This window comes from Streptomyces sp. NPDC006365, from assembly GCF_042870755.1.
GTDB classification, from domain to species: Bacteria; Actinomycetota; Actinomycetes; order Streptomycetales; family Streptomycetaceae; genus Streptomyces; species Streptomyces xiangluensis.
The window spans coordinates 44,272-62,895 of record NZ_JBIAHS010000029.1 but is presented as its reverse complement, the minus strand read 5'-3'; the positions used below and the strand labels follow the sequence as shown (position 1 = coordinate 62,895).

Annotated in this window: 16 protein-coding genes; 9 read left to right on the top strand and 7 right to left on the bottom strand. The window is 71.5% G+C overall.

Annotated elements, in window-relative coordinates:
• Window positions 1-421: 421 nt before the first annotated feature.
• The 6 genes from ACFYO0_RS43500 to ACFYO0_RS43475 all read right to left on the bottom strand — a co-directional run bounded on the left by ACFYO0_RS43500 (window position 422) and on the right by ACFYO0_RS43475 (window position 6,683).
• The gene (locus ACFYO0_RS43500; protein WP_388687344.1) at window positions 422-850 is read right to left on the bottom strand and encodes an NUDIX hydrolase; all 429 of its coding nucleotides are present in this window, start codon (window positions 848-850) and stop codon (window positions 422-424) included.
• A 14-nt stretch (window positions 851-864) separates the two neighbouring features.
• A complete protein-coding gene (locus tag ACFYO0_RS43495) occupies window positions 865-1,896 on the bottom strand; it encodes a CHAD domain-containing protein (RefSeq protein WP_388687342.1) in 1,032 nt (343 codons plus the stop codon).
• On the bottom strand, window positions 1,877-4,255 hold the full coding sequence (locus ACFYO0_RS43490; RefSeq protein WP_388687340.1) for an RNA degradosome polyphosphate kinase: 2,379 nt from the start codon (window positions 4,253-4,255) through the stop codon (window positions 1,877-1,879). Before ACFYO0_RS43490 ends, ACFYO0_RS43495 begins: the two co-directional genes overlap by 20 nt.
• Window positions 4,256-4,402: 147 nt before the next feature.
• Window positions 4,403-5,392, bottom strand: coding sequence for a hypothetical protein (locus tag ACFYO0_RS43485; RefSeq protein ID WP_388687338.1), 990 nt, complete (start codon window positions 5,390-5,392; stop codon window positions 4,403-4,405).
• Window positions 5,389-6,291 carry an ABC transporter ATP-binding protein gene (locus ACFYO0_RS43480; RefSeq protein ID WP_388687336.1) on the bottom strand — a complete coding sequence of 301 codons (903 nt, stop codon included), beginning with the start codon at window positions 6,289-6,291 and terminating at the stop codon, window positions 5,389-5,391. Before ACFYO0_RS43480 ends, ACFYO0_RS43485 begins: the two co-directional genes overlap by 4 nt.
• Complete coding sequence (locus ACFYO0_RS43475) at window positions 6,288-6,683, bottom strand: GntR family transcriptional regulator (RefSeq protein ID WP_388687335.1); 396 nt, start codon at window positions 6,681-6,683, stop codon at window positions 6,288-6,290. Before ACFYO0_RS43475 ends, ACFYO0_RS43480 begins: the two co-directional genes overlap by 4 nt.
• A 155-nt stretch (window positions 6,684-6,838) precedes the next feature.
• Here ACFYO0_RS43475 and ACFYO0_RS43470 point away from each other — a divergent pair, with 155 nt between their 5' ends.
• The 6 genes from ACFYO0_RS43470 (at window position 6,839) to ACFYO0_RS43445 (ending at window position 11,602) form a co-directional block, all read left to right on the top strand.
• Complete coding sequence (locus tag ACFYO0_RS43470) at window positions 6,839-7,381, top strand: RNA polymerase sigma factor (protein WP_388687333.1); 543 nt, start codon at window positions 6,839-6,841, stop codon at window positions 7,379-7,381.
• Window positions 7,378-8,241: a zf-HC2 domain-containing protein gene (locus tag ACFYO0_RS43465; RefSeq protein ID WP_388687332.1), complete on the top strand. Its 864-nt coding sequence runs from the start codon at window positions 7,378-7,380 to the stop codon at window positions 8,239-8,241. Before ACFYO0_RS43470 ends, ACFYO0_RS43465 begins: the two co-directional genes overlap by 4 nt.
• The gene (locus ACFYO0_RS43460) at window positions 8,241-8,411 is read left to right on the top strand and encodes a hypothetical protein (protein WP_388687330.1); all 171 of its coding nucleotides are present in this window, start codon (window positions 8,241-8,243) and stop codon (window positions 8,409-8,411) included. The genes ACFYO0_RS43465 and ACFYO0_RS43460 overlap by 1 nt, the downstream gene beginning before the upstream one ends.
• A 70-nt stretch (window positions 8,412-8,481) precedes the next feature.
• Window positions 8,482-9,387: an ABC transporter ATP-binding protein gene (locus ACFYO0_RS43455; RefSeq protein ID WP_388687328.1), complete on the top strand. Its 906-nt coding sequence runs from the start codon at window positions 8,482-8,484 to the stop codon at window positions 9,385-9,387.
• Window positions 9,384-10,916, top strand: a complete 1,533-nt coding sequence (locus ACFYO0_RS43450; protein WP_388687326.1) for an ABC transporter permease — start codon at window positions 9,384-9,386, stop codon at window positions 10,914-10,916. Before ACFYO0_RS43455 ends, ACFYO0_RS43450 begins: the two co-directional genes overlap by 4 nt.
• Window positions 10,898-11,602: an ABC transporter gene (locus ACFYO0_RS43445; protein ID WP_388687325.1), complete on the top strand. Its 705-nt coding sequence runs from the start codon at window positions 10,898-10,900 to the stop codon at window positions 11,600-11,602. Before ACFYO0_RS43450 ends, ACFYO0_RS43445 begins: the two co-directional genes overlap by 19 nt.
• 20 nt (window positions 11,603-11,622) lie before the next feature.
• On the opposite strand, the gene mshD is transcribed toward ACFYO0_RS43445, so the two are convergent.
• Window positions 11,623-12,549 carry a mycothiol synthase gene (gene mshD, locus ACFYO0_RS43440; RefSeq protein WP_388687323.1) on the bottom strand — a complete coding sequence of 309 codons (927 nt, stop codon included), beginning with the start codon at window positions 12,547-12,549 and terminating at the stop codon, window positions 11,623-11,625.
• 374 nt (window positions 12,550-12,923) lie between these two features.
• Here mshD and ACFYO0_RS43435 point away from each other — a divergent pair, with 374 nt between their 5' ends.
• The 3 genes from ACFYO0_RS43435 to ACFYO0_RS43425 all read left to right on the top strand — a co-directional run bounded on the left by ACFYO0_RS43435 (window position 12,924) and on the right by ACFYO0_RS43425 (window position 18,508).
• Window positions 12,924-14,738 (top strand): bifunctional metallophosphatase/5'-nucleotidase, encoded by a 1,815-nt coding sequence (locus ACFYO0_RS43435; RefSeq protein ID WP_388687321.1) that lies wholly within the window; start codon window positions 12,924-12,926, stop codon window positions 14,736-14,738.
• A gap of 72 nt (window positions 14,739-14,810) precedes the next feature.
• Window positions 14,811-16,046 (top strand): DUF2993 domain-containing protein, encoded by a 1,236-nt coding sequence (locus ACFYO0_RS43430; protein ID WP_388687319.1) that lies wholly within the window; start codon window positions 14,811-14,813, stop codon window positions 16,044-16,046.
• A gap of 467 nt (window positions 16,047-16,513) precedes the next feature.
• Window positions 16,514-18,508 (top strand): hypothetical protein, encoded by a 1,995-nt coding sequence (locus ACFYO0_RS43425; RefSeq protein ID WP_388687317.1) that lies wholly within the window; start codon window positions 16,514-16,516, stop codon window positions 18,506-18,508.
• The last annotated feature ends 116 nt before the right edge of the window (window positions 18,509-18,624 follow it).

The following is an 18,624-nucleotide window of genomic DNA, read 5'->3' as shown; positions in this document are numbered from 1 at the left end:
CCAGGGGATGCGCCCGCAGACCGGCTTCGGGGCTCCGCCCCAGGACCCCCTTCGGGGCTCCGCCCCAGGATCCCGGCAGGGGCTGCGCCCGCAGACCGGCTTCGGGGCTCCGCTCCAGGCCCCTTTGGGGCTCCGCCCCAGGCTCCCGCTGGGCGCCCCGCTCCAGGATCCCGGCAGGGGCTGCGCCCGCAGACCGGCTTCGGGGCTCCGCTCCAGGCCCCTTTGGGGCTCCGCCCCAGGCTTCCGCTGGGCGCCCCGCTCCAGGATCCCGCCAGGGGATGCGCCCGCAGACCGGCTTCGGGGCTCCGCCCCAGGACCCCCTTCGGGGCTCCGCCCCAGGATCCCGGCAGGGGCTGCGCCCGCAGACCCGCTTCGGGGCTTAGCCCCGGTCCCCTTGAGGACGGCCGCCGGTAGCGGAGCGCTACGCGTGGCGCAGGACGGTCAGCAACTCGTCCACCAACACTTGATCGCGAGGCTGCGTCAGCCGCTCCTTGGCGGCGACCGGAGGAAGCCACCGGAGGCGGTCCACTTCGTCGTTGGGTGTGAAGTGGCCCTCGGTCGCCTCGGCCGCCCAGTAACTGACTTCCTTGGGGCGGCCGTTGGCCAAGTAGCACACCGTGGGCAGCCGGGGGCCGGGCACGCAATCGAAGCCGGTCTCCTCCTCGACTTCCCGTACCGCTCCCGCGAGCGGGTCTTCGCCGCGCTTCAGCTTGCCCTTGGGGTGCGACCAGTCGTCGTACTTCGGCCTGTGGACCAGGCAGATCTCCAGTTCACTTTCACTGTCGACGGGCGAGCGGCGCCACAGGACGCAGCCCGCCGCGATGACGGGGATGCCGTTGGTCGTCTGCACAGTCCCTCCCTGGGTCACGAAGTACCGACTGTCTCCTTTAACCAGGCCTGCCGGAACGCGAACCTGGCCGCTTCCACCTCGTGTCGCTGATCCGCGTGCAGCACCCCGAGCGCGTACGCCGTCGCCGGGGCAATCCGCGGGGTGCGGGCCGCCGATGCCGCCGCCGTGGCCGCTTCCGCCGCGTCACGGTGCCGGTCCAGGGCCTGGCCGGCGTTCAACAGGCGTACGTCTACGGGGGATTCCGAGCCGTACATGACCTCGCGGGCGTAGCGGTGCAGGCGCAGCAGGAGGCGGACCTGGTGCCAGGGGGCGTCCTGGGGATGCGGGGCCGGGTCCGCGGAGAGGCCGTGGACGAGGGCTTCCGCGTTGTACGGGTGGCCCGCGCTGACCAGAGGCAGTCCGGTGATGGCGTCGGTGAGGCGGTCCTCCGCGGCTGCCGCGAGCGGCTTGAGGTCGGCGCTGGTCGCGGCGGGGGTCAGCGGGACCTCGCTGGCGAGCACGGCGACGCTGTCCGCGACGGCGTGGAAGCGGCTGGAGCCGAGTGCCTGCAGGGCCGCCGAGTGGGCGCGTGTACGGGCCAGGGTCATCTGGCGTTCCAGGAGGGCGCCCGCCTTTGCCGCGCCCACGGTGAGGGTGCTCTTCTCCTGACGCGGTTCTGACGCCGCCTGTGCTGGGATCGGGGAGCAGCCGGACAGCCGGTTCAGTGCCCCCAACAGCCGCTCAAGGCGAGCCGCGTACGCATGCTCGCGCGCCAACGTGCCCGACAACCACGCCAGTTCGGGGCGCATGCCCTCCGACCAGTCCGTGTCCAGGAGCGGGCGGAAGGTGTGGAGCGTGCCGCTGATGCGGCGGGCCGAGCGGCGCAGGGCGCGGGCCGCGTCGACGGTCTCCTCCGTGCCGTTGCCGCCGCCGTTGGACGACGTGCCGCCGGTCTCGCGGTGCTGGCGCAGCGCGCGGAGGAACTCCGTGGCCTGGGCCTGAAGGTAGGCCTCCAGGGTGTCCCCGGCCACGGGGCCGGCCGCAGGGTCAAGGTGTTGCTTTGCCACGCCGGCGCCTCCGGGCGTCTATGAGCATCTCCTGGACATTGCGCAGCTGCTGTCCGTCGCCGTCGGCCGCGTGGCGAGTCCACTCGCCGTCGGGGCCGAGGTGCCAGGAGGAGGTCTTGTCGGACATGCCGGTCTCGAGGAGCCGGCTGAGCGAGGCCCGGTGGGCCGGGTCCTTGACCCGGACCAGGGCCTCGATCCGGCGGTCGAGGTTGCGGTGCATCATGTCGGCGCTGCCGAACCACACCTCCGGCTCGCCGCCGTTGCCGAAAGCGAAGATGCGGGAGTGTTCGAGGAAGCGACCGAGGACGGAACGTACTCGTATGTTCTCGGACAGATCGGGCACGCCGGGCCGCACCGCACAGATGCCCCGCACCCACACGTCCACCGGGACGCCCGCCTGGGAGGCGCGGTAGAGGGCGTCGATGACCGCCTCGTCCACCATCGAGTTGACCTTGATACGCACGTACGCGGGACGTCCGGCGCGATGGTGCTGCGCCTCCTTGTTGATCCGTGCGATCAGGCCGTCGCGCAGGGACTTGGGGGCGACGAGGAGGCGGCGGTAGGTCTCGCGGCGGGAGTAGCCGGAGAGCCGGTTGAAGAGGTCGGAGAGGTCCGCGCCGACCTGGGCGTCGGCGGTCAGCAGGCCGATGTCCTCGTACAGGCGGGCCGTCTTCGGGTGGTAGTTTCCCGTGCCCACATGGGAGTAGCGGGCCAGCGTCTCGCCCTCCTGGCGGACCACCAGCGACAGCTTGCAGTGCGTCTTCAGGCCGACGAGCCCGTACACGACATGGCAGCCCGCCTCCTCCAGCTTGCGGGCCCACTTGATGTTGGCCTGCTCGTCGAAGCGTGCCTTGATCTCGACCAGGACGAGGACCTGCTTGCCGGACTCGGCGGCGTCTATGAGAGCGTCCACGATCGGTGAGTCGCCGGAGGTGCGGTACAGCGTCTGCTTGATCGCCAGCACGTCCGGGTCCGTCGCGGCCTGCTCCAGGAAGGCCTGCACGGAGGTGGAGAAGGAGTCGTACGGGTGGTGCAGCAGGACGTCGTGCTCCCGCAGGGCGGCGAAGATGTCCGGCGCGGACGCCGACTCGACCTCGGCGAGATCGCGATGGGTGCCCGCGACGAACTTCGGGTACTTCAGTTCGGGCCGGTCGAGACGGCTGATGCCGAAGAGGCCGGTGAGGTCCAGGGGGCCGGGCAGCGGGTACACCTCGGCCTCGGAGACCTTCAGCTCGCGCCTGAGGAGATTGAGGACGTACGGGTCGATGGACTCCTCGACCTCCAGGCGCACCGGCGGCCCGAAGCGGCGCCGCATGAGCTCCTTCTCCAGGGCCTGGAGCAGGTTCTCGGCGTCGTCCTCCTCGACCTCCAGGTCCTCGTTGCGGGTGACCCGGAACATGTGGGTCTCCAGGACCTCCATCCCCGGGAAGAGCTCCTCGAGGTGGGCGGGTGCCGAGATCACGTCCTCCAGCGGGACGTAGCGGCCGGGGGAAGCCTCCAGGAAGCGGGAGAGCAGCGGCGGGACCTTCACGCGAGCGAAGTGACGGTGACCGGAGATCGGGTTGCGGAGGTCGACCGCGAGGTTGAGGGACAGGCCCGAGATGTAGGGGAAGGGGTGCGCCGGGTCGACCGCGAGGGGGGTCAGGACCGGGAAGATCTGGTTGCGGAACAGCGTGAAGAGACGGGCCTGCTCCTTCTCCGTCAGCTCGTTCCAGCGGACCAGGTTGATGCCCTCCTCCGCGAGCGCGGGGGCGACGTCCTCCTGGTAGCAGGCGGCGTGCCGGGCCATGAGCTCGCGGGAGCGGGCCCAGATCATCTCCAGCACTTCACGCGGCTGCAGACCGGAGGCCGAGCGGGTCGCGACGCCGGTCGCGATACGCCGCTTCAGGCCTGCCACGCGGACCATGAAGAACTCGTCAAGGTTGCTGGCGAAGATCGCGAGGAAGTTCGCCCGCTCCAGGAGGGGCGTGCTCGGATCCTCGGCGAGCTCCAGAACGCGCTCGTTGAACGCGAGCCAGCTGCGCTCCCGGTCCAGGAACCGGTTCTGCGGGAGCTGGGCGCCGGCGCCGTCGGCCTCCTCGTACGCGTCGAGGTCGGCGTCGAGGTCGGGCTCCAGGTCGGAGACCACGGCCGCCACGGTGTGCGGGCGGTGCGCGGCGATGGAGCCGACGGAGGGCTGAGCGTGCTGAACCTGGACTTCGTGCTGGGTCATGAACCCATTGTTCCGTGCCGGAACCGGAACGGGCGCGTCAGAAGAAGCGGGCGGGAGCGCGGCGACGAACTGAAGGCTCCTGGTCTCCTGCACAGGCGAGGGCTCGTTCTCCGGGGGAGGCGAAGGCTCGGGGACGGAGGGGGTCATTCGCCGAGCGTCGCAACTCTGTCTGAATCGATGGTTACGGCGACATGACGTGCGGGATAGCGGGGGGCGGCCCCCGGACGTCTACACGTCCGGGGGCCGGTACGCCCTTACCCCCGCAAGGGGCGTACGGGACAAGGGTGCAGGGGGTCAGCCGGTCCGGCGGCGCAGGAGCCAGAAGGCGGTGGCGGTGGCGAGCGCGGCGACGGCCAGCGCGATGGCGGCGTCCACGAACTGCAGGGGCCAGAAGTGGGACGGCGGGTGGAAGGCGCGGTAGTACCCGGCGATGTCCGCGTCCGGTACGCAGTCATAGCCCGGAGGCATCCGGGAGCAGACGTGGCCGCCCGTCACCCGCTCGCCGGAGACGAGCACCATCCCGTTCTCCACCTGGAAAGCGGAGCGCGGCAGCCCACCGAAGGTGTTGCTCGTCTTCTCCACGGTGGGCCACAGGTCCTCCCGGGAGCGCTCCAGGATGTTGTAGAGGAACAGGGTGAGGACGAAACCCACGCCGGCGGCGGGCAGGGCCCGTCTCGTGGCCAGCCCGGCGAGTGCGCCGAGGGCCAGGCCCGCGAGGACGTAGGTGACGGCGACCGGCCCGGTGGAGACGAAGACGTCGGGGTAGTACCAGTCCCTGGCCAGGTCGGGGTTTTCGTCCTGCCGGGCCCAGACGTTCAGCAGGACCGCCGCAGTGGTGCCTGCGGTCAGCAGCAGCGCCGGGACGGCGAGCTTGGCGGCGAGCCAGCGCAGCGGGGTGACCGACTGGGTCCAGGCCAGCAGCGCGGTGCCGCTCTCCAGCTCCCGGCCGATGAGGGCGCCGCCCGCCCAGGCGGCGACGGGGAACATCAGGTACGACAGGGCCGTGGTGGTCAGCGACAGGACGGAGCCGTAGCTGTCGGCGAGCTCGGTGAACTGCTCGCAGGAGGGCACCCAGGCGCGGGGTGCCCCGCAGGCCCTGTTGGCCGCACGGGCGTCGTCCCCGACGACGTACAACCAGACCATGGCGGCCGCGAAGGCCACGAGTGAGGCGCCCGCGACGTACAGCGCCGTGCGGTGCAGGCGCAGCACCGCCCAGGTCAGGCCGTGCGGAGTGAGCGGTGCCCGGCGGCGGGCGGCCGCCGGGGCTGCGGCGACGGCGGTCATGCGGTGGCCTCCTGGGCGGCGGTGGGGTCGAGGAGCAGCGCCGGGGCGTCCGGACTGCGGAGGTGGGCGAGGACCAGCTCTTCGAGGGACGGCGCGGCGGTCTGCCAGGGGCCGTCGAGCGGGCCGGCCTGGCGGACGAGGGCGGTGGTCTGGCGGCCAGAGGTGCGGGACTCGACGACGGTGTGCCGGGCGAGATCCGCGAGGGCGTCGGCCGGGCCGGTGATCAGGGTGTGCGCGGCGAGCAGGTCCTCCAGGGGGCCCGCGACGCGAACCCGGCCGGCGCCGAGCAGCAGGAGGAAGTCGCAGGAGCCCTCGAGTTCGGCGACGACGTGCGAGGACATCACCACCGTGGTGCCGTTCTCGGCGGCCTCGGCGAGCAGGGTGCCCATCAGTTCGTGGCGGGCCAGCGGGTCCAGGTCGGCCATCGGCTCGTCCAGGAGGAGGAGTTCGGCCCGCTTGCCGAGCGCCAGGGCGAGCGCGACGCGGGTGCGCTGGCCGCCGGAGAGCGAGCGGACGCGGGCCTTGGGGTCCAGGTCCCCTTGCCTGACGACCCGTTCGGCCACGGTGGCGTCCCAGCGACCGGGGTTGAGCTCCTGGCCGAGGCGCAGGGTGGCCGCGACGGTGAGCTGGGGGTGGAGGGGCTTGTCCTGGGCGACGTACGCGATACGCGTGCGGGCCTCGGTGGGGCCGGTGCCGAGCACGGTGAGCGCGCCCTCGGTCGGGCCGAGCAGTCCGGCGGCGATGGCGAGCAGGGTCGACTTGCCGGCGCCGTTGGGGCCGACGAGCGCGCAGACCCGTCCGGCCGGGAGCCGGAAGGCGCAGTCGCGCAGCGCCCGTTTCCCTTGTCGCCGACCGAACTTCCTGCCCAGCGCGACCGCCTCGATGGCGGTGTCCGTCATGTCCGTTCTCCCTCTATGTGCTTGAACTGCTCGTCGAGTACGGCGGCGAAGAGTGCGGCCACGTCGTCGTGGTCGAGCCCGGCCTCGCGGGCCCGGGACGCCCACGCGGTCAGCTCCGCTCGCAGTGGTGAGTCGGCCGGGGCGGCGCCCAGCGAGCGTCGTACGAACGTGCCGAGGCCGCGCCGCGCCTCGACCAGACCCTCGCGTTCCAGCTCGCGATATGCCTTCAGGACGGTGTTCGGATTGATGGCGGTGGCCTCCACGACCTCACGGGCCGTGGGGAGCTTGTCGCCGGGTTCGAGCAGGCCCAGGCGCAGCGCGTGCTTGGTCTGCTGAACGATCTGCACGTAGGTGGCGACGCCGCTGCGCCGGTCGATGCGGTACGCGACCACAACAACCACCCTTTCACTAATTGAGTAGTGAAAGGGTGGTGCAGGGTGCGGGTTCATGTCAAGGAAAAGGCGGGACCGGAACAGGGCGGGTCGCGGGTGCCAAGGTTTTCCGGAATCCCGTGAACCGATCGGCGGGGCTCGTCCGATGAAGGGGCGTGAGGGAAACGAGAAGCGACGGGGAGCTGCTGCGGGCGGTCGCGGCGGACGGGGACCGGCGCGCCTTCGAAGAGCTGCATCGGAGGTACGCACCGTGGCTCACCGCGCGGCTGCGCGGACGGTGCTCCGATGCCGGGGTCGTCGACGACGTCGTGCAGGAGACGTTCCTCGCCGTGTGGCGGGGCAGCGCCCGGTACCGGAAGGACGGCGATGTGGCGGGGTGGCTGTGGCGGATCGGCTCGCGGCGACTGATCGACGAGCTGCGGGGCGACGGGGCACGGGGCCGGTTGCGGCAGGCGCTCGCCCGGCTGCGGCACCGGGACGAGGCGTCCGCGGAGGAGCGCGTGCTCGCGGGGGTTGAGCACGGGGACCTCGCGGGCGCCCTGATTCGGTTGTCGCCCGAGCTCAGGGCCGTTCTCCAGGCCACGGTCATCGACGGGCTGACCACCCGGGAAGCGGCCGTCCTGCTGGGCATTCCGCCCGGCACGGTCAAGACGCGGGCGCTGCGGGCCCGCAAGCAGCTGCGGGAGGAGTTGGCATGAGCTGGCATGTAGCCAAGGACGATCTCCGTGCCTATGTACGAGGCGAACTGGCGCCGCCCGCGCTCTGGTCCGCCGACACGCACCTCGCCGCCTGCGCCGATTGCCGGGCCGTGCTGACCGAGGTCGGCGACCCAGTGGCGCTGGCCGAGAGCTGGGAGCGGCTGGACGCCGAGCTGGACGCGCCTCGGCCGGGGCTACTGGAGTCGCTGCTGGTGCGGATCGGTGTCGCCGACCACACGGCGCGGCTGCTGACAGCCGCGCCCGTGCTCCGCCGTTCCTGGCTGCTGGCGATCGCCGCGGTGCTGCTGATGACGGTGGCGGCGGCCTACTCGGCACAGTCCGGCTCCTCGCCGACGCTGTTCCTGGTGCTCGCGCCGCTGCTCCCGCTCGCGGGGGTCGCGCTGTCGTACGGGCCCTCGCTCGACCCGACGTACGAGATGGCCGTCGTCTCTCCGCTGCACGGCTTCCGGCTGCTGATGATCCGGACGGTCGCCGTCCTGAGCGTCGGGCTCCTCCTCAACGGGCTCGCGACCCTCGCCCTGCCCGCGTACGGGCTGCGCGCCCTGGCCTGGCTGCTGCCCGCGCTCGCCCTCACCGCGACGGGGCTCGCGCTGACGGCCCGGCTGGGCCCGGTCCTCGCGCCCGCCCTGGTCGGCGGGACCTGGATCGCGCTGCTGTCGGTGGCGCACGCGACTGCCGCGCGCGACGAGACGCTCGCGCCGTTCACGGCGGCCGGGCAGGGCGTCGCCGGTGCGGTCGCAGCCCTCGCCGCCGGGCTGCTCTATCTCGTACGGGACCGATTCGACTCCTCGTCCGCGCATGTGCCGTTCGGGGGCTTCTCAGACGGAGGTGTTGTGTGATGTCCGCTGCTGCCACTTCGAGCTCTTCCCGCAGGTGGGTCGTGCTGCTCAAGGCCGGGGCGCTCATGGCCGCCAAGGTCGTTGTCGAGCTGCTCCATTTCGCCGCTGTCGTTCTCACGCGGTCCGGCAGCGGCCGGGGATCCTCCAGCAGCGGCGGGGATGACGGGTGAGGGCCTACTTCCTCTTCGCCCTCCTCTCCTTCCTTCCCTTCGTCTTCGTTCTCTTCCACAGGAGTCCCGCATGACCGCCCCACCTACGGCCCCCACGGTCTCCGCCGCCGGGCTGACCCTCCGCTATGGAGGCACAGCCGCCCTCGACGACGTCTCCCTGCGGCTGACGGAGGGCGTGACCGGGCTGCTGGGCCCCAACGGGGCAGGAAAGACGACGCTGTTGCGGGTGCTGGCCACCGCCGTGCCGCCCGACCGGGGTGCCTTCACGGTGCTCGGGAACGACCCGGGGACGACGGCCGGGAGGCTGGACGTCCGGCGTGCCCTCGGGTATCTGCCGCAATCGCCCGGCTTCCACCCGGACTTCTCGGCCTTCGAGTTCGTCGACTACGTGGCGATCCTCAAGGAGCAGTGGGACCGCGGGGCCCGGCACCGGGAGGTGCGGCGCGTGCTGGATGCCGTCGACCTGTCCGACGTGCGGAACAAGCGCATCAAGAAGCTCTCCGGCGGTATGCGCCAGCGGGTCGCGCTGGCCGCCGCGCTCGTCGGCGACCCCGGTTTCCTCGTCCTCGACGAGCCGACCGTCGGTCTCGACCCCGAACAGCGCATGCGGTTCCGGGAGTTGATCGCGCAGGCGGGGGAGGGGCGGACGGTGCTCCTGTCCACCCACCAGACCGAGGACGTGGCGATGCTCTGCCATCGCGTGATCGTGATGGCCCGCGGCAGCGTCCGCTTCGAGGGCACCCCGGCCGAGCTGACCGCGCGGGCGGCGGGCCGGGTGTGGAGCAGCACGGAACGTGACCCGGCCGCGCTGGCCGGCTGGCGTACCGGCACGGGCTCCTTCCGCAACGTCGGCGACCCGCCCAAGGGGGCCGAACTCGTCGAACCGACCCTGGAGGACGGCTACTTGCTCACCCTCGACGGCGAGAGCGGCAAGGGCACGGGCGGCGCGGCGGGCGCGGAGGTGGCGGCGGCGTGAGCACGATACTCGAGACACCCGCCCGGGCCGTCGAGCCGGCGCACCCGCCACGCCCCTGGGCGGCCACGTTCGCCCTCGCCCGCTTCGAGGCGCGTGAGCTGCGCCTGCACATCTCCGTCATCGCCGTGGCGATCGTGTATGTCGGCTGGATCTTGTGGGGGATCGTTCTGAACGGCGACGACTACCCGGTGCTCCAGAACGTCGACCGGGACACGCAGAGCATGCCGATGCTGTTCGGCCTCGCGGTCATGCTGGTCGTCAACCGTGCCGTCCTGCGCTCCCATCGGCACGACACGGACCGCCACTTCGACGTACTGGTCGTCGAGCCGTGGCGGCGCACCATCGCCCATGTGCTGTCCCTGGTCCCGGCGGTCCTGTTCACCGCGGCGTGTGTCCTCGGGCAGTTCACCTGGGAGGCGCTCAAGCCCGGTGCGGTCGGGCACGGTTCGCCCGCCGAACTGTCCGTGGGCCCGCTGACGGTCCTGCTGTTCGGCGTGCTCGGCGTCTTCGTCGCTCGCGTGATCCGCTCCTCCTTCGCCGGGCCTGTCCTTCTCGTCTTTCTGCTCTTCGTCGTCGGAGCGATTTCGGGCGACGACTGGACGGCGTGGCTGGCCCCGGTCGTCACCGAGAGCGGCAGCACTCCGTTCCCCTCCGACCTGCTGGGCCGCCCCGCAGCCTGGCACGCCCTGTACCTCCTCGGGCTCGGCCTGTTCGCGGCGGCTCTCGCGGTGCTGGTCAGCGGCGGGCGCGCGGTCGTCGTCAAGCAGGTCGTCGTCGGGGCGCTGGCCCTGGCGGTGCTGGGTGCGGTCGCCCAGTCCGGGGGCGTCTCACCCTCACCCGAGGTGACCGCGGCCCGCGAACGGGTGTCGCTCACCCCGGAGAAGGTCCAGACGTGCGTCGAGCACGACCGGTCGACGTACTGCGCCTTCCCGGAGTGGACGGGCCGCACCGCCGACTGGGCCGCGGTGGCCGACCGCGTCCAGAACCTCGCGGGTGGTGCCGCCGGGGGCGAGCGGCTGACCGTACGGCAGCGCATCGACGCCCGCTACGGGCTGGACGACGACCCCGCCCTCGCCCCGTCCACCGAGCGCGGACACGTGACCGCGCTCACGGCCTGGGGCGGCAACCGGATCCCCGAATTCGCGGTCGGCGTCGCGTCCGTACTGGTGGCGGGCGACGAGAAGGCCGCGAGCACCCTGTGCGACGCACGCCTGGTCACGGCCATGTGGCTGGCGCTGGGCGCGGATCCCGACCCGATGACCGCGTTCCGCAACGTCCGTCTCGACGACAGCGTCTCCGGCTCCGACACCGTGCTGGCGCCCACGGAACCCCTGTTCATGAGTGCCGAACACACCAGGATCGTACGGGAGTTGCTCCAGATGCCGCGTTACGACGTCATCGGCAATGTGAAGGCCCACTGGACGGAGCTCACTTCCCCGAAGACGTCGATGGCACGGGTGGCGGAACTGCTGGATGTGCCGGCCGCGGACAAGGGAGCGGACGGTGACTCATGCGAGGAGCAGGAGTAGGAGTAGCCGCCGCGGGGCGCGCACTCCTCCCGGCCGTTGACCTCGTCCCGCCGGTATGGCGCACCCTGCCCTGGGGCGCGCTCACGGCAGGCGGCGCCCTGGCGCTCGTCATGGCCGGCACCCCTCGGGTGCAGTCCGGCGAACCCGACCCGGTGCTCTCCCTCTACCTGCTGCGGGGCGCCGCGCTCGCTCTCGCCCTCGGTCTGGCGTTCCTGCTGGACGACCCGGCCCGGCACACCACTTCCGCCGTGCCGACCCGGCGCCCGGTGCGCACCGGGCTGAGGGTGGCCCTCGTGGCCCCGTTCGCCGCGCTCTGCTGGACGGCCGCGCTGCTCCTCGTACCGGAGGAGGCGCGGCCCCCGGCCGGCGCCGTCACCCTGGAGGCGGCTGCCACCGCCGTGTTCGCGCTCGCCGCGGCGAGCGCGGCCGTGCGGTACACCGACGCGAGCCGGCCGGGAGCCGCGGTATCGGCCGCACTGCTGCTCACCGCGCTCGCCGCGGCCCTGCTGCTGCCCGACGACTGGGCGCTCTTCGTGGCCCCGGCCGACCCGCGCTGGGACAGCGCCCACGAACGGTGGGCGGGGCTCCTGGCCGCGGCGGCCCTGGCAGGAGTGATGGCCTGCACGGAACCCGTACGGGCGCGGAAGCTGCGGGGGTCGGCGCCCTTCGGGACCCCGTCCGGTTAGGACGCGTGCGGTCGGTCCGGTCAGGACTCCGTGCGGTACATCAGATCCGCCTCGTACGTCACGAACCCCAGCCGCTCATACACCGACACCGCGGCCGTGTTGTCCGCGTCGACGTACAGCATCGCTGTGGGCAGGGACTGGGCCGCCAGATGACGGAGTCCGATCGTGGTGAGGGCCTTGCCCAGGCCGCCGCCCTGGGCGCCGGGGCGTACGCCCAGGACGTACACCTCGCCCAGGCCCTCCTCCGCGTGGACCTTCGTCCAGTGGAAGCCGATCAACTCGTCGCCGCGGAAGGCGAGGAAGAAGCCGGAAGGATCGAACCAGGGCTGGGCCTTACGGTCGTCGAGGTCGCGTTGGGTGAGGGAGCCCTGTTCGGGGTGGTGGGCGAAGGCTTCGGCATTCACCGTGAGCCAGGCCGCGTCGTCCGCGCCCGGGACGAAGGGGCGTACCTTCACCCCCTCGGGGAGCTTCGGCTCGGGCAGGTCGAAGTCGGTCAACGGGCGCCGCATCTGGCGCAGTTCGCGGAACAGGGTGAGGCCGAGGACCTGGGCGAGGTGGCGTGCGGCGGAGTGACCGCCGTGGGCCCAGACCCGCAGTCGCTTGCCGGACTCCCCGAGCAGTGCGCTGCCCAGCGCGCGTCCGTGCCCGCGCCCGCGATGCGCCGGATGGACGACCAGCTCGGCGGCCGGGGCCTCGACGGGGTCGGTGTCCTCGAGCTGGGCGTACCCGACGAGCTGCCCCTGGACGCTCAGCAGCAGATGCCTTACGCCCACCCGCGGGCCTCCGGTCAGCTGCAGCCGCCCCTGTTCCGACACCGCCTGCTGACCGTCGGTCCGGGCGGCTTCCGCGAGGAGCGCGAGCACGTCCTCGGTCTGCTCGAGGGTCAGCTCGGAGAGGGTGTCGAGGGTGCGAATAGGGACGGCCGGTGCCGTGTCGTCGCTGGTCATGAGTACGAGAGTAAGGGGCTCGCGCCCCCACTGGATATGCGGTGCGAAGCGAAGCGCTCCGCTGGAGGTGCGGGTTCGACTCTGCGGGTCCGTTGTGGCTGGTCGCTCCCCCTCGCTCGGCTGCGCTCGAGCGGGGGACCCCCATGAGCGGGTCCCATCGCGGCGGAGCCGCATATGCCACAGCCCCGCGCTCCTTTCGGCCCGTGCTCCTTTCGGGCCCGCGCCCCTCAAACGGGACGCCGGGCGTGGCAGCCCGTCCCCTTCATGTCGAAATGATCCCGATGGCAACCAGTCCGTAACCCTGAACCCCTGTTCGCGCTACGCGCGTTGACTCTAGGCTGCGCCCAGAACTCAGCCGACCCACAGGGGGGCACATGTCAGCCAAACCCCAGCCGCACCAACGCAGACGCCGGACCAGGCGTCTGATCGCGGCTGCCGCCGGAGTCGCCACCGTCGGCGCACTGTTCGCCGCCATGCCGGCGGCAGCGGGCGAGACCAAGAGCAAGAAGCCCGGCGGCTATCAGAAGCCGAGCCGCTACCAGGACGTACAGCTGCTGTCCTTCAACGACCTGCACGGCAACCTGGAGCCGCCGGCCGGTTCCTCCGGCCGGGTCACCGAGGTGCACGAGGACGGGACGACGAAGACGATCGACGCCGGTGGTGTCGAGTACCTGGCGACGCATCTGCGCCAGGCCCGTAAGGGCAACAATTACTCCATCACCGCGGCCGGCGGCGACATGGTCGGCGCCTCCCCGCTGATCTCCGGGCTCTTCCACGACGAGCCCACCATCGAGGCGCTGAACCAGCTCGACCTGGACGTGACGAGCGTCGGCAACCACGAGTTCGACGAGGGCGCCAAGGAACTGGCCCGCCTCCAGAACGGCGGCTGCCACCCCACCGACGGCTGCTACAACGACGGCGAGACCTTCGAGGGCGCGAACTTCCCCTACCTCGCGGCGAACGTCCTGGGCGAGAAGACCGGCAAGCCGATCCTCAAGCCCTACTGGGTGTGGAAGCAGAACGGCGTCAAGGTCGGCTTTATCGGCGTGACCCTGGAGGACACCCCGGGCATCGTCTCCGCGGAGGGCGTCAAGGGCCTGAAGTTCAAGGACGAGGTCGAGACGATCAACAAGTACGCCAAACTGCTGGAGAAGCAGGGCGTCAAGTCGGTCGTCGCGCTGATCCACGAGGGCGGCTTCCCGGCGTCCACGGCGTACAACTACGACTGTGACTCCCCGGGCGCCGGCGACGGCATCTCCGGCCCGATCGTGGACATCGCGAAGAACATCACGCCGAAGGTCGACGCCCTGGTCACCGGCCACACGCACACCGCGTACGCCTGCACGATCAACGACCCGTCGGGCAAGCCGCGTACGGTCACCTCGGCCGCGTCCTTCGGCCGGCTCTACACCGACACGACGCTGACGTACGACCGCTGGACCGGCGACATCGCGCGTACGGCCGTCGACTCCGCGAACCACGTGGTCACCCGGGATGTCGCGAAGGCCGCCGACATGACCGAGCTGATCAAGAAGTGGAACACCCTCGCGGCGCCGATCGGCAACCGCGCCATCGGCCACATCTCCGCCGACATCCCCAGCACCGGCACCGAGTCCCCGCTCGGCGACCTGATCGCGGACGCGCAGCTCGCGCACGGCAAGGAGCTCGACCCCGAGACCGATCTCGCGCTGATGAATCCGGGCGGCATCCGGACGGGTCTGACGTACGCGGCGAAGGGTGCCGAGGGCGACGGGGTCGTCACGTACGCCGAGGGCTTCGCCGTGCAGCCGTTCGCCAACACGGTGAACCTGCAGGACTTCACGGGCGCGCAGCTCATCAAGGTGCTCCAGGAGCAGGTGACCGGCGTCAACGCGGCCGCGCCGAAGGTCCTCCAGGTCTCCTCGGGCCTGACGTACACCCTGGACCTGACGAAGACCGGCGCGGACCGTGTCGTCGCCGACTCGGTCAAGCTGAACGGCGCCGCCATCGACCCGGCCGCCACCTACCGTGTCGCGACCAACAGCTTCCTCGCGGGCGGCGGCGACGGCTTCACCACGCTGGGCCAGGGCACGAACGACCTGGTCGGCTCCGACGACCTGACGGCCCTGGAGAAGTACCTCACAGCGAACTCCTCGGCCACGAACCCGATTTCGCCGCCTGCGGCGAACCGGATCACGGTGGTGCAGTGACGACCGTGAGGAATCTCCCTTACTAGCAGTACAGCTTGCGGGTGGGGTCGGTACGCATGGTGAGATGAGCTGATGCGTACCCCCCACCCCATAGAGACGCATCCCGCAGCGACGCCTCCCTACACGAACCCGTACGACGAGCTCGGCGCCCTGGACGACGGGCCACTGGAGGAGTTCCTGCATGAGGAGCACGACGACTACGAAGATCGTGAGGACTCCGATGAGACCGGCGAGGACTGGGTCCCGCCCAACCACCGCCGGGGCGCCCGCACCCGTCGCCGCCGAAACCGCTTCGCGGGCCTGCCACTTGCCTTGAAGGCCGTGATCGGGCTCGTCGTCCTCGCGGCGTTCCTGACCCTCGCCGACCGCTGGGCCCTCCTCTACGCCGAGCACGCGGCGGCCGACAAGCTCAAGGACCAGCTCGACCTGAGCGCCGCGCCCGAGGTCGAGATCGGCGGCTTCCCCTTCCTCACCCAGCTCGCCGACAGCCGGGTCGACACGGTGAAGGTGACCGTGCCGGACGTGGCGGCGGACCGGGTCTCCCTGGCCAAGGTGTCGGCCACGGCCACGGGCATACGGATCGAGGGCGGCCCCACCTCCATACGCGGCGCCACCATCCCCCGGTTGCAGGGCGAGGTGCTGCTCTCGTTCGCGGACCTGAACCGTGAACTCGGCGCATCCCAGGTCACGTTCACCGGTCACGGCACCGACGAGGTGCGGGCGCGCGGCACGCTGCCCGTCGCCGGGCAGGATCTGCGGCTGCGCGCCGACGCGCGGATCCAGCGGGACGGGGACCGCGGGATCTCCACCGAGATCGACGGAATGCGCCTGGACATCGGCAACTTGGCGACCTACCGCCCCGGCTCCCGCTCCTCCGAGGGCCTGCATCTGACGCCCACGTCGGCCGAGCGCCTGGCCAAGGAGACCAAGAAGGCCAAGGCGCTGCTCTCGGTCCCCGCGATCGTCCAACGCCTCGGCGTACCGCAGTCGGCGGTCCAGGAGGCACTCCGCGACGACACCAAGCTCGCCGAACTCACCGGTTCCGCGGACTTCGCCCGCGAGGCGATGAACCTCAACCTCATCGACGCCGCGGTGGACAACCCGGCGCTGTTGAAGCGCCTCGGCTTCGACCCGGCCCTCCTCGACGGCCTCACCCAGCTCACCCGCCCGGTCCTGGTCGACCGCCTCTCCCTCGGCTTCCGCCTCCCGAAACCGTCGGACGGGGACGTACGACTGCAGGACGTACGCGTACAGAAGGACGGGATCCGGGTGCGGGTCACGGGGGAGGGGTTGTCGGTCGGAGGATGATCTCCGGTATCAACTGAGCGTGCCTCCGCCCGAGTTCAGGATCGGGCGGAGGCACGCTGCTGTGGAGGGCGGCAGGCTGTGTCACTTGGCGCAACTCGCCGGGGCCAGGTTCTCCTGGATCTTGTCCTCGCGGCCGTCGGGGTGCCGTCGGGGATGAGGTCCGTGTTGCCGGAGTCCACTCCCCAGACGTTGGACGAGCCGCTCGGGCCGCTCGGGCCGCTCGGGCCGCTCGGGCCGCCCGGGCCGCGCCGACGGGCCCGGCGGTGGCCGCGAGGCCGGTGACGGCCAGGGCGGTGGACACCGTGAGGGGACTGCGGCTGCGCAAAGGTGCGGGGCGTCCCGATCCCGTGTGGCTTCCTGAAGTCGACTCGGCGACAATGACCCTTCGCACAACTTCACGAAGCCCAAGGGACTTCGCGAACCGTAAGGCCGCCGGAGGCCACCGGGCATCCCGGAGGGAGGACGTCATGCTCACGTTGGGCGACCTGTGCGCGGAGCCTGACTTCTCGCTGCGCATCGTCGACGGCAGCCTGCCGGCCGCCGACCGGGTCGTCGATGCCGTACGGGTGCTGCGGGGGACCTTATGGCACCGGGATCCGCTCGGAGATGTCGGCGACGAGCTGGTGGTGATCCGCCCGTTCGGGGACGGGCCCGCCGACCGGCAGTCGGGCGAGGACAAGGACAAGGCCAAGCAGGCGGCCGAGCGGCTGCTGCGGGAGCTGGCACGGCAGCGGGCCACGGCCCTTGTCGTGGCCGTCGACCGGCACGGGGCCGCGTCCGTTCCGGCGGCGATCCGCATTTCGGCGGCCCGGCTGAACCTGCCGCTGCTGACCACGACGAAGTCGCTCCAGCAGTGGAGCGAACTGGCCCCGCGGCTGCGTGAATACCGCCGCCGGCACGCGGAGTGGCAGGCCGAACAGCTCGCCGCCCTGCTGCACCGGCTTCCGGACCGGCTCGACGACGCGGACGTGGCGGTGATGCAGCGGGTCGCCGACTGGCTGGCGGCGGCGCTGGAGGGGGAGGTGCTGGTCAGCGATCCGCAGCGGGGTGTGCTGGCCGCGGCGCCGACGACGGCGCCGGTGACGTTCGCGCCGCTGCTGATGGCCCGGAGCGTGGAGCCGTCCGGTGCCCCGTCGCCGAACACGAGGTTCGTGCCGCTCGCCGGCGCGGGTTCGGGCACGGTGCTTGCGGTGACCGCGCGCCGCCCGTTCGACGATGCCGGGACCGATCTGACGCGGCACGCGGCCAAGGTGCTGGGCCTGATCGACCAGGCGGGCCGGCGTCACCACCAAGTGGCCGACACGGTACGGGAGTTGAAGCTGAGCGCCTTCCAGCTGCTCATGATCGGCGAGGAGGCCGCCGCCCAGCGAGTGATGGCGCCGCTCGCACCGGGACTGCTCGACATGGAGTCCGTACGGGTGTACGTGATCGACTGTGCGGACGAGGACCGGGAGATCACCGCCCGGCTCGGTGAACGCGCGGTCGCCGACCACGCGTTGCTGGTGCGCTGCCCGGTCTTCAACCACCTGATCGTGGTGGACCCGGCGCGCGACGCCGCCCCCGGGAACACGTACGACCCTTCGGACATGCCTTCAGGTATGGCTTCGGGGACGCCTTCGGGGACGACTTCTGAGACGGCCGAAGCACTGCGACGGATCGTCACCTCGCTGCCCAGCCACCGTATGGGCGGCAGCCGGGTGCGGGAGCTGGGCGACGTCGCGGACGCCTACGAGGAGGCCCGTAACGCCCTCGCGCAGGCGAGCCGGCTGCCCGACCGGGTCGCGCTCGCCGAAGACCGGATGCATCTCGTGGACGTACTGCCCCCGAAGACGGCACGCCGCTGGGCCGGAACGCTGTTGCACCCCTTGCTGACCCTGCCCATGAGCCGCCGCGATCAGCTGCTGCGCACCCTGGACCTGGGCCTGGAGGTCCGGCACAAGGCGGCCGGCCGTCTGCTGGGCATCCACCGCAACACGGTGACGCACCGCATGAACACCTGCTTCGACCTGCTGGGCCTCGACCGTGACAGCGTCCTGAACCAGATCGTGGTCTCGGGAGCCCTCAAGATCGTCATCGCGCACGGCCACGACGACCTCTCGACCGACCCGGAGGCCGACTTCGTGGCGATGGTGTCCGTACCCGAGGTACGGGCCTGGGCGGAGTCGTTCCTGCGCCCGCTGAAGGACGACCCCCGCGACCTCCCACGCACCCTGCGCGCCTGGCTGGAGAACGACACCCACGTGGAGTCGACGGCCACGGCTCTGGACCTCTCCCCCGCGACGGTACGCGCTCACCTCCGCACCGCTGCCCCCCTCATCCAACGCGAACTCACCTTGGACCTGGACGGCGACACCCTCCCGGACGACGACGAACACGTACTGAGCGGAGTGCGCCCGTTGGCCTTCGCCCTCCACGCCACGACGGGCCGCCCTCTCCTGCCGTCCCGCCCTGTGCACGGCTGACGAATTCGCCCCTCCGGTTGTGCGTGAGGGGCGCCGCCCGTGCACCGGGTGGGCGCGACCCCCGGTAACCGTGCACACGTGACGTGGCACGGATCGCCGGCGATGCCTAGCGTGAG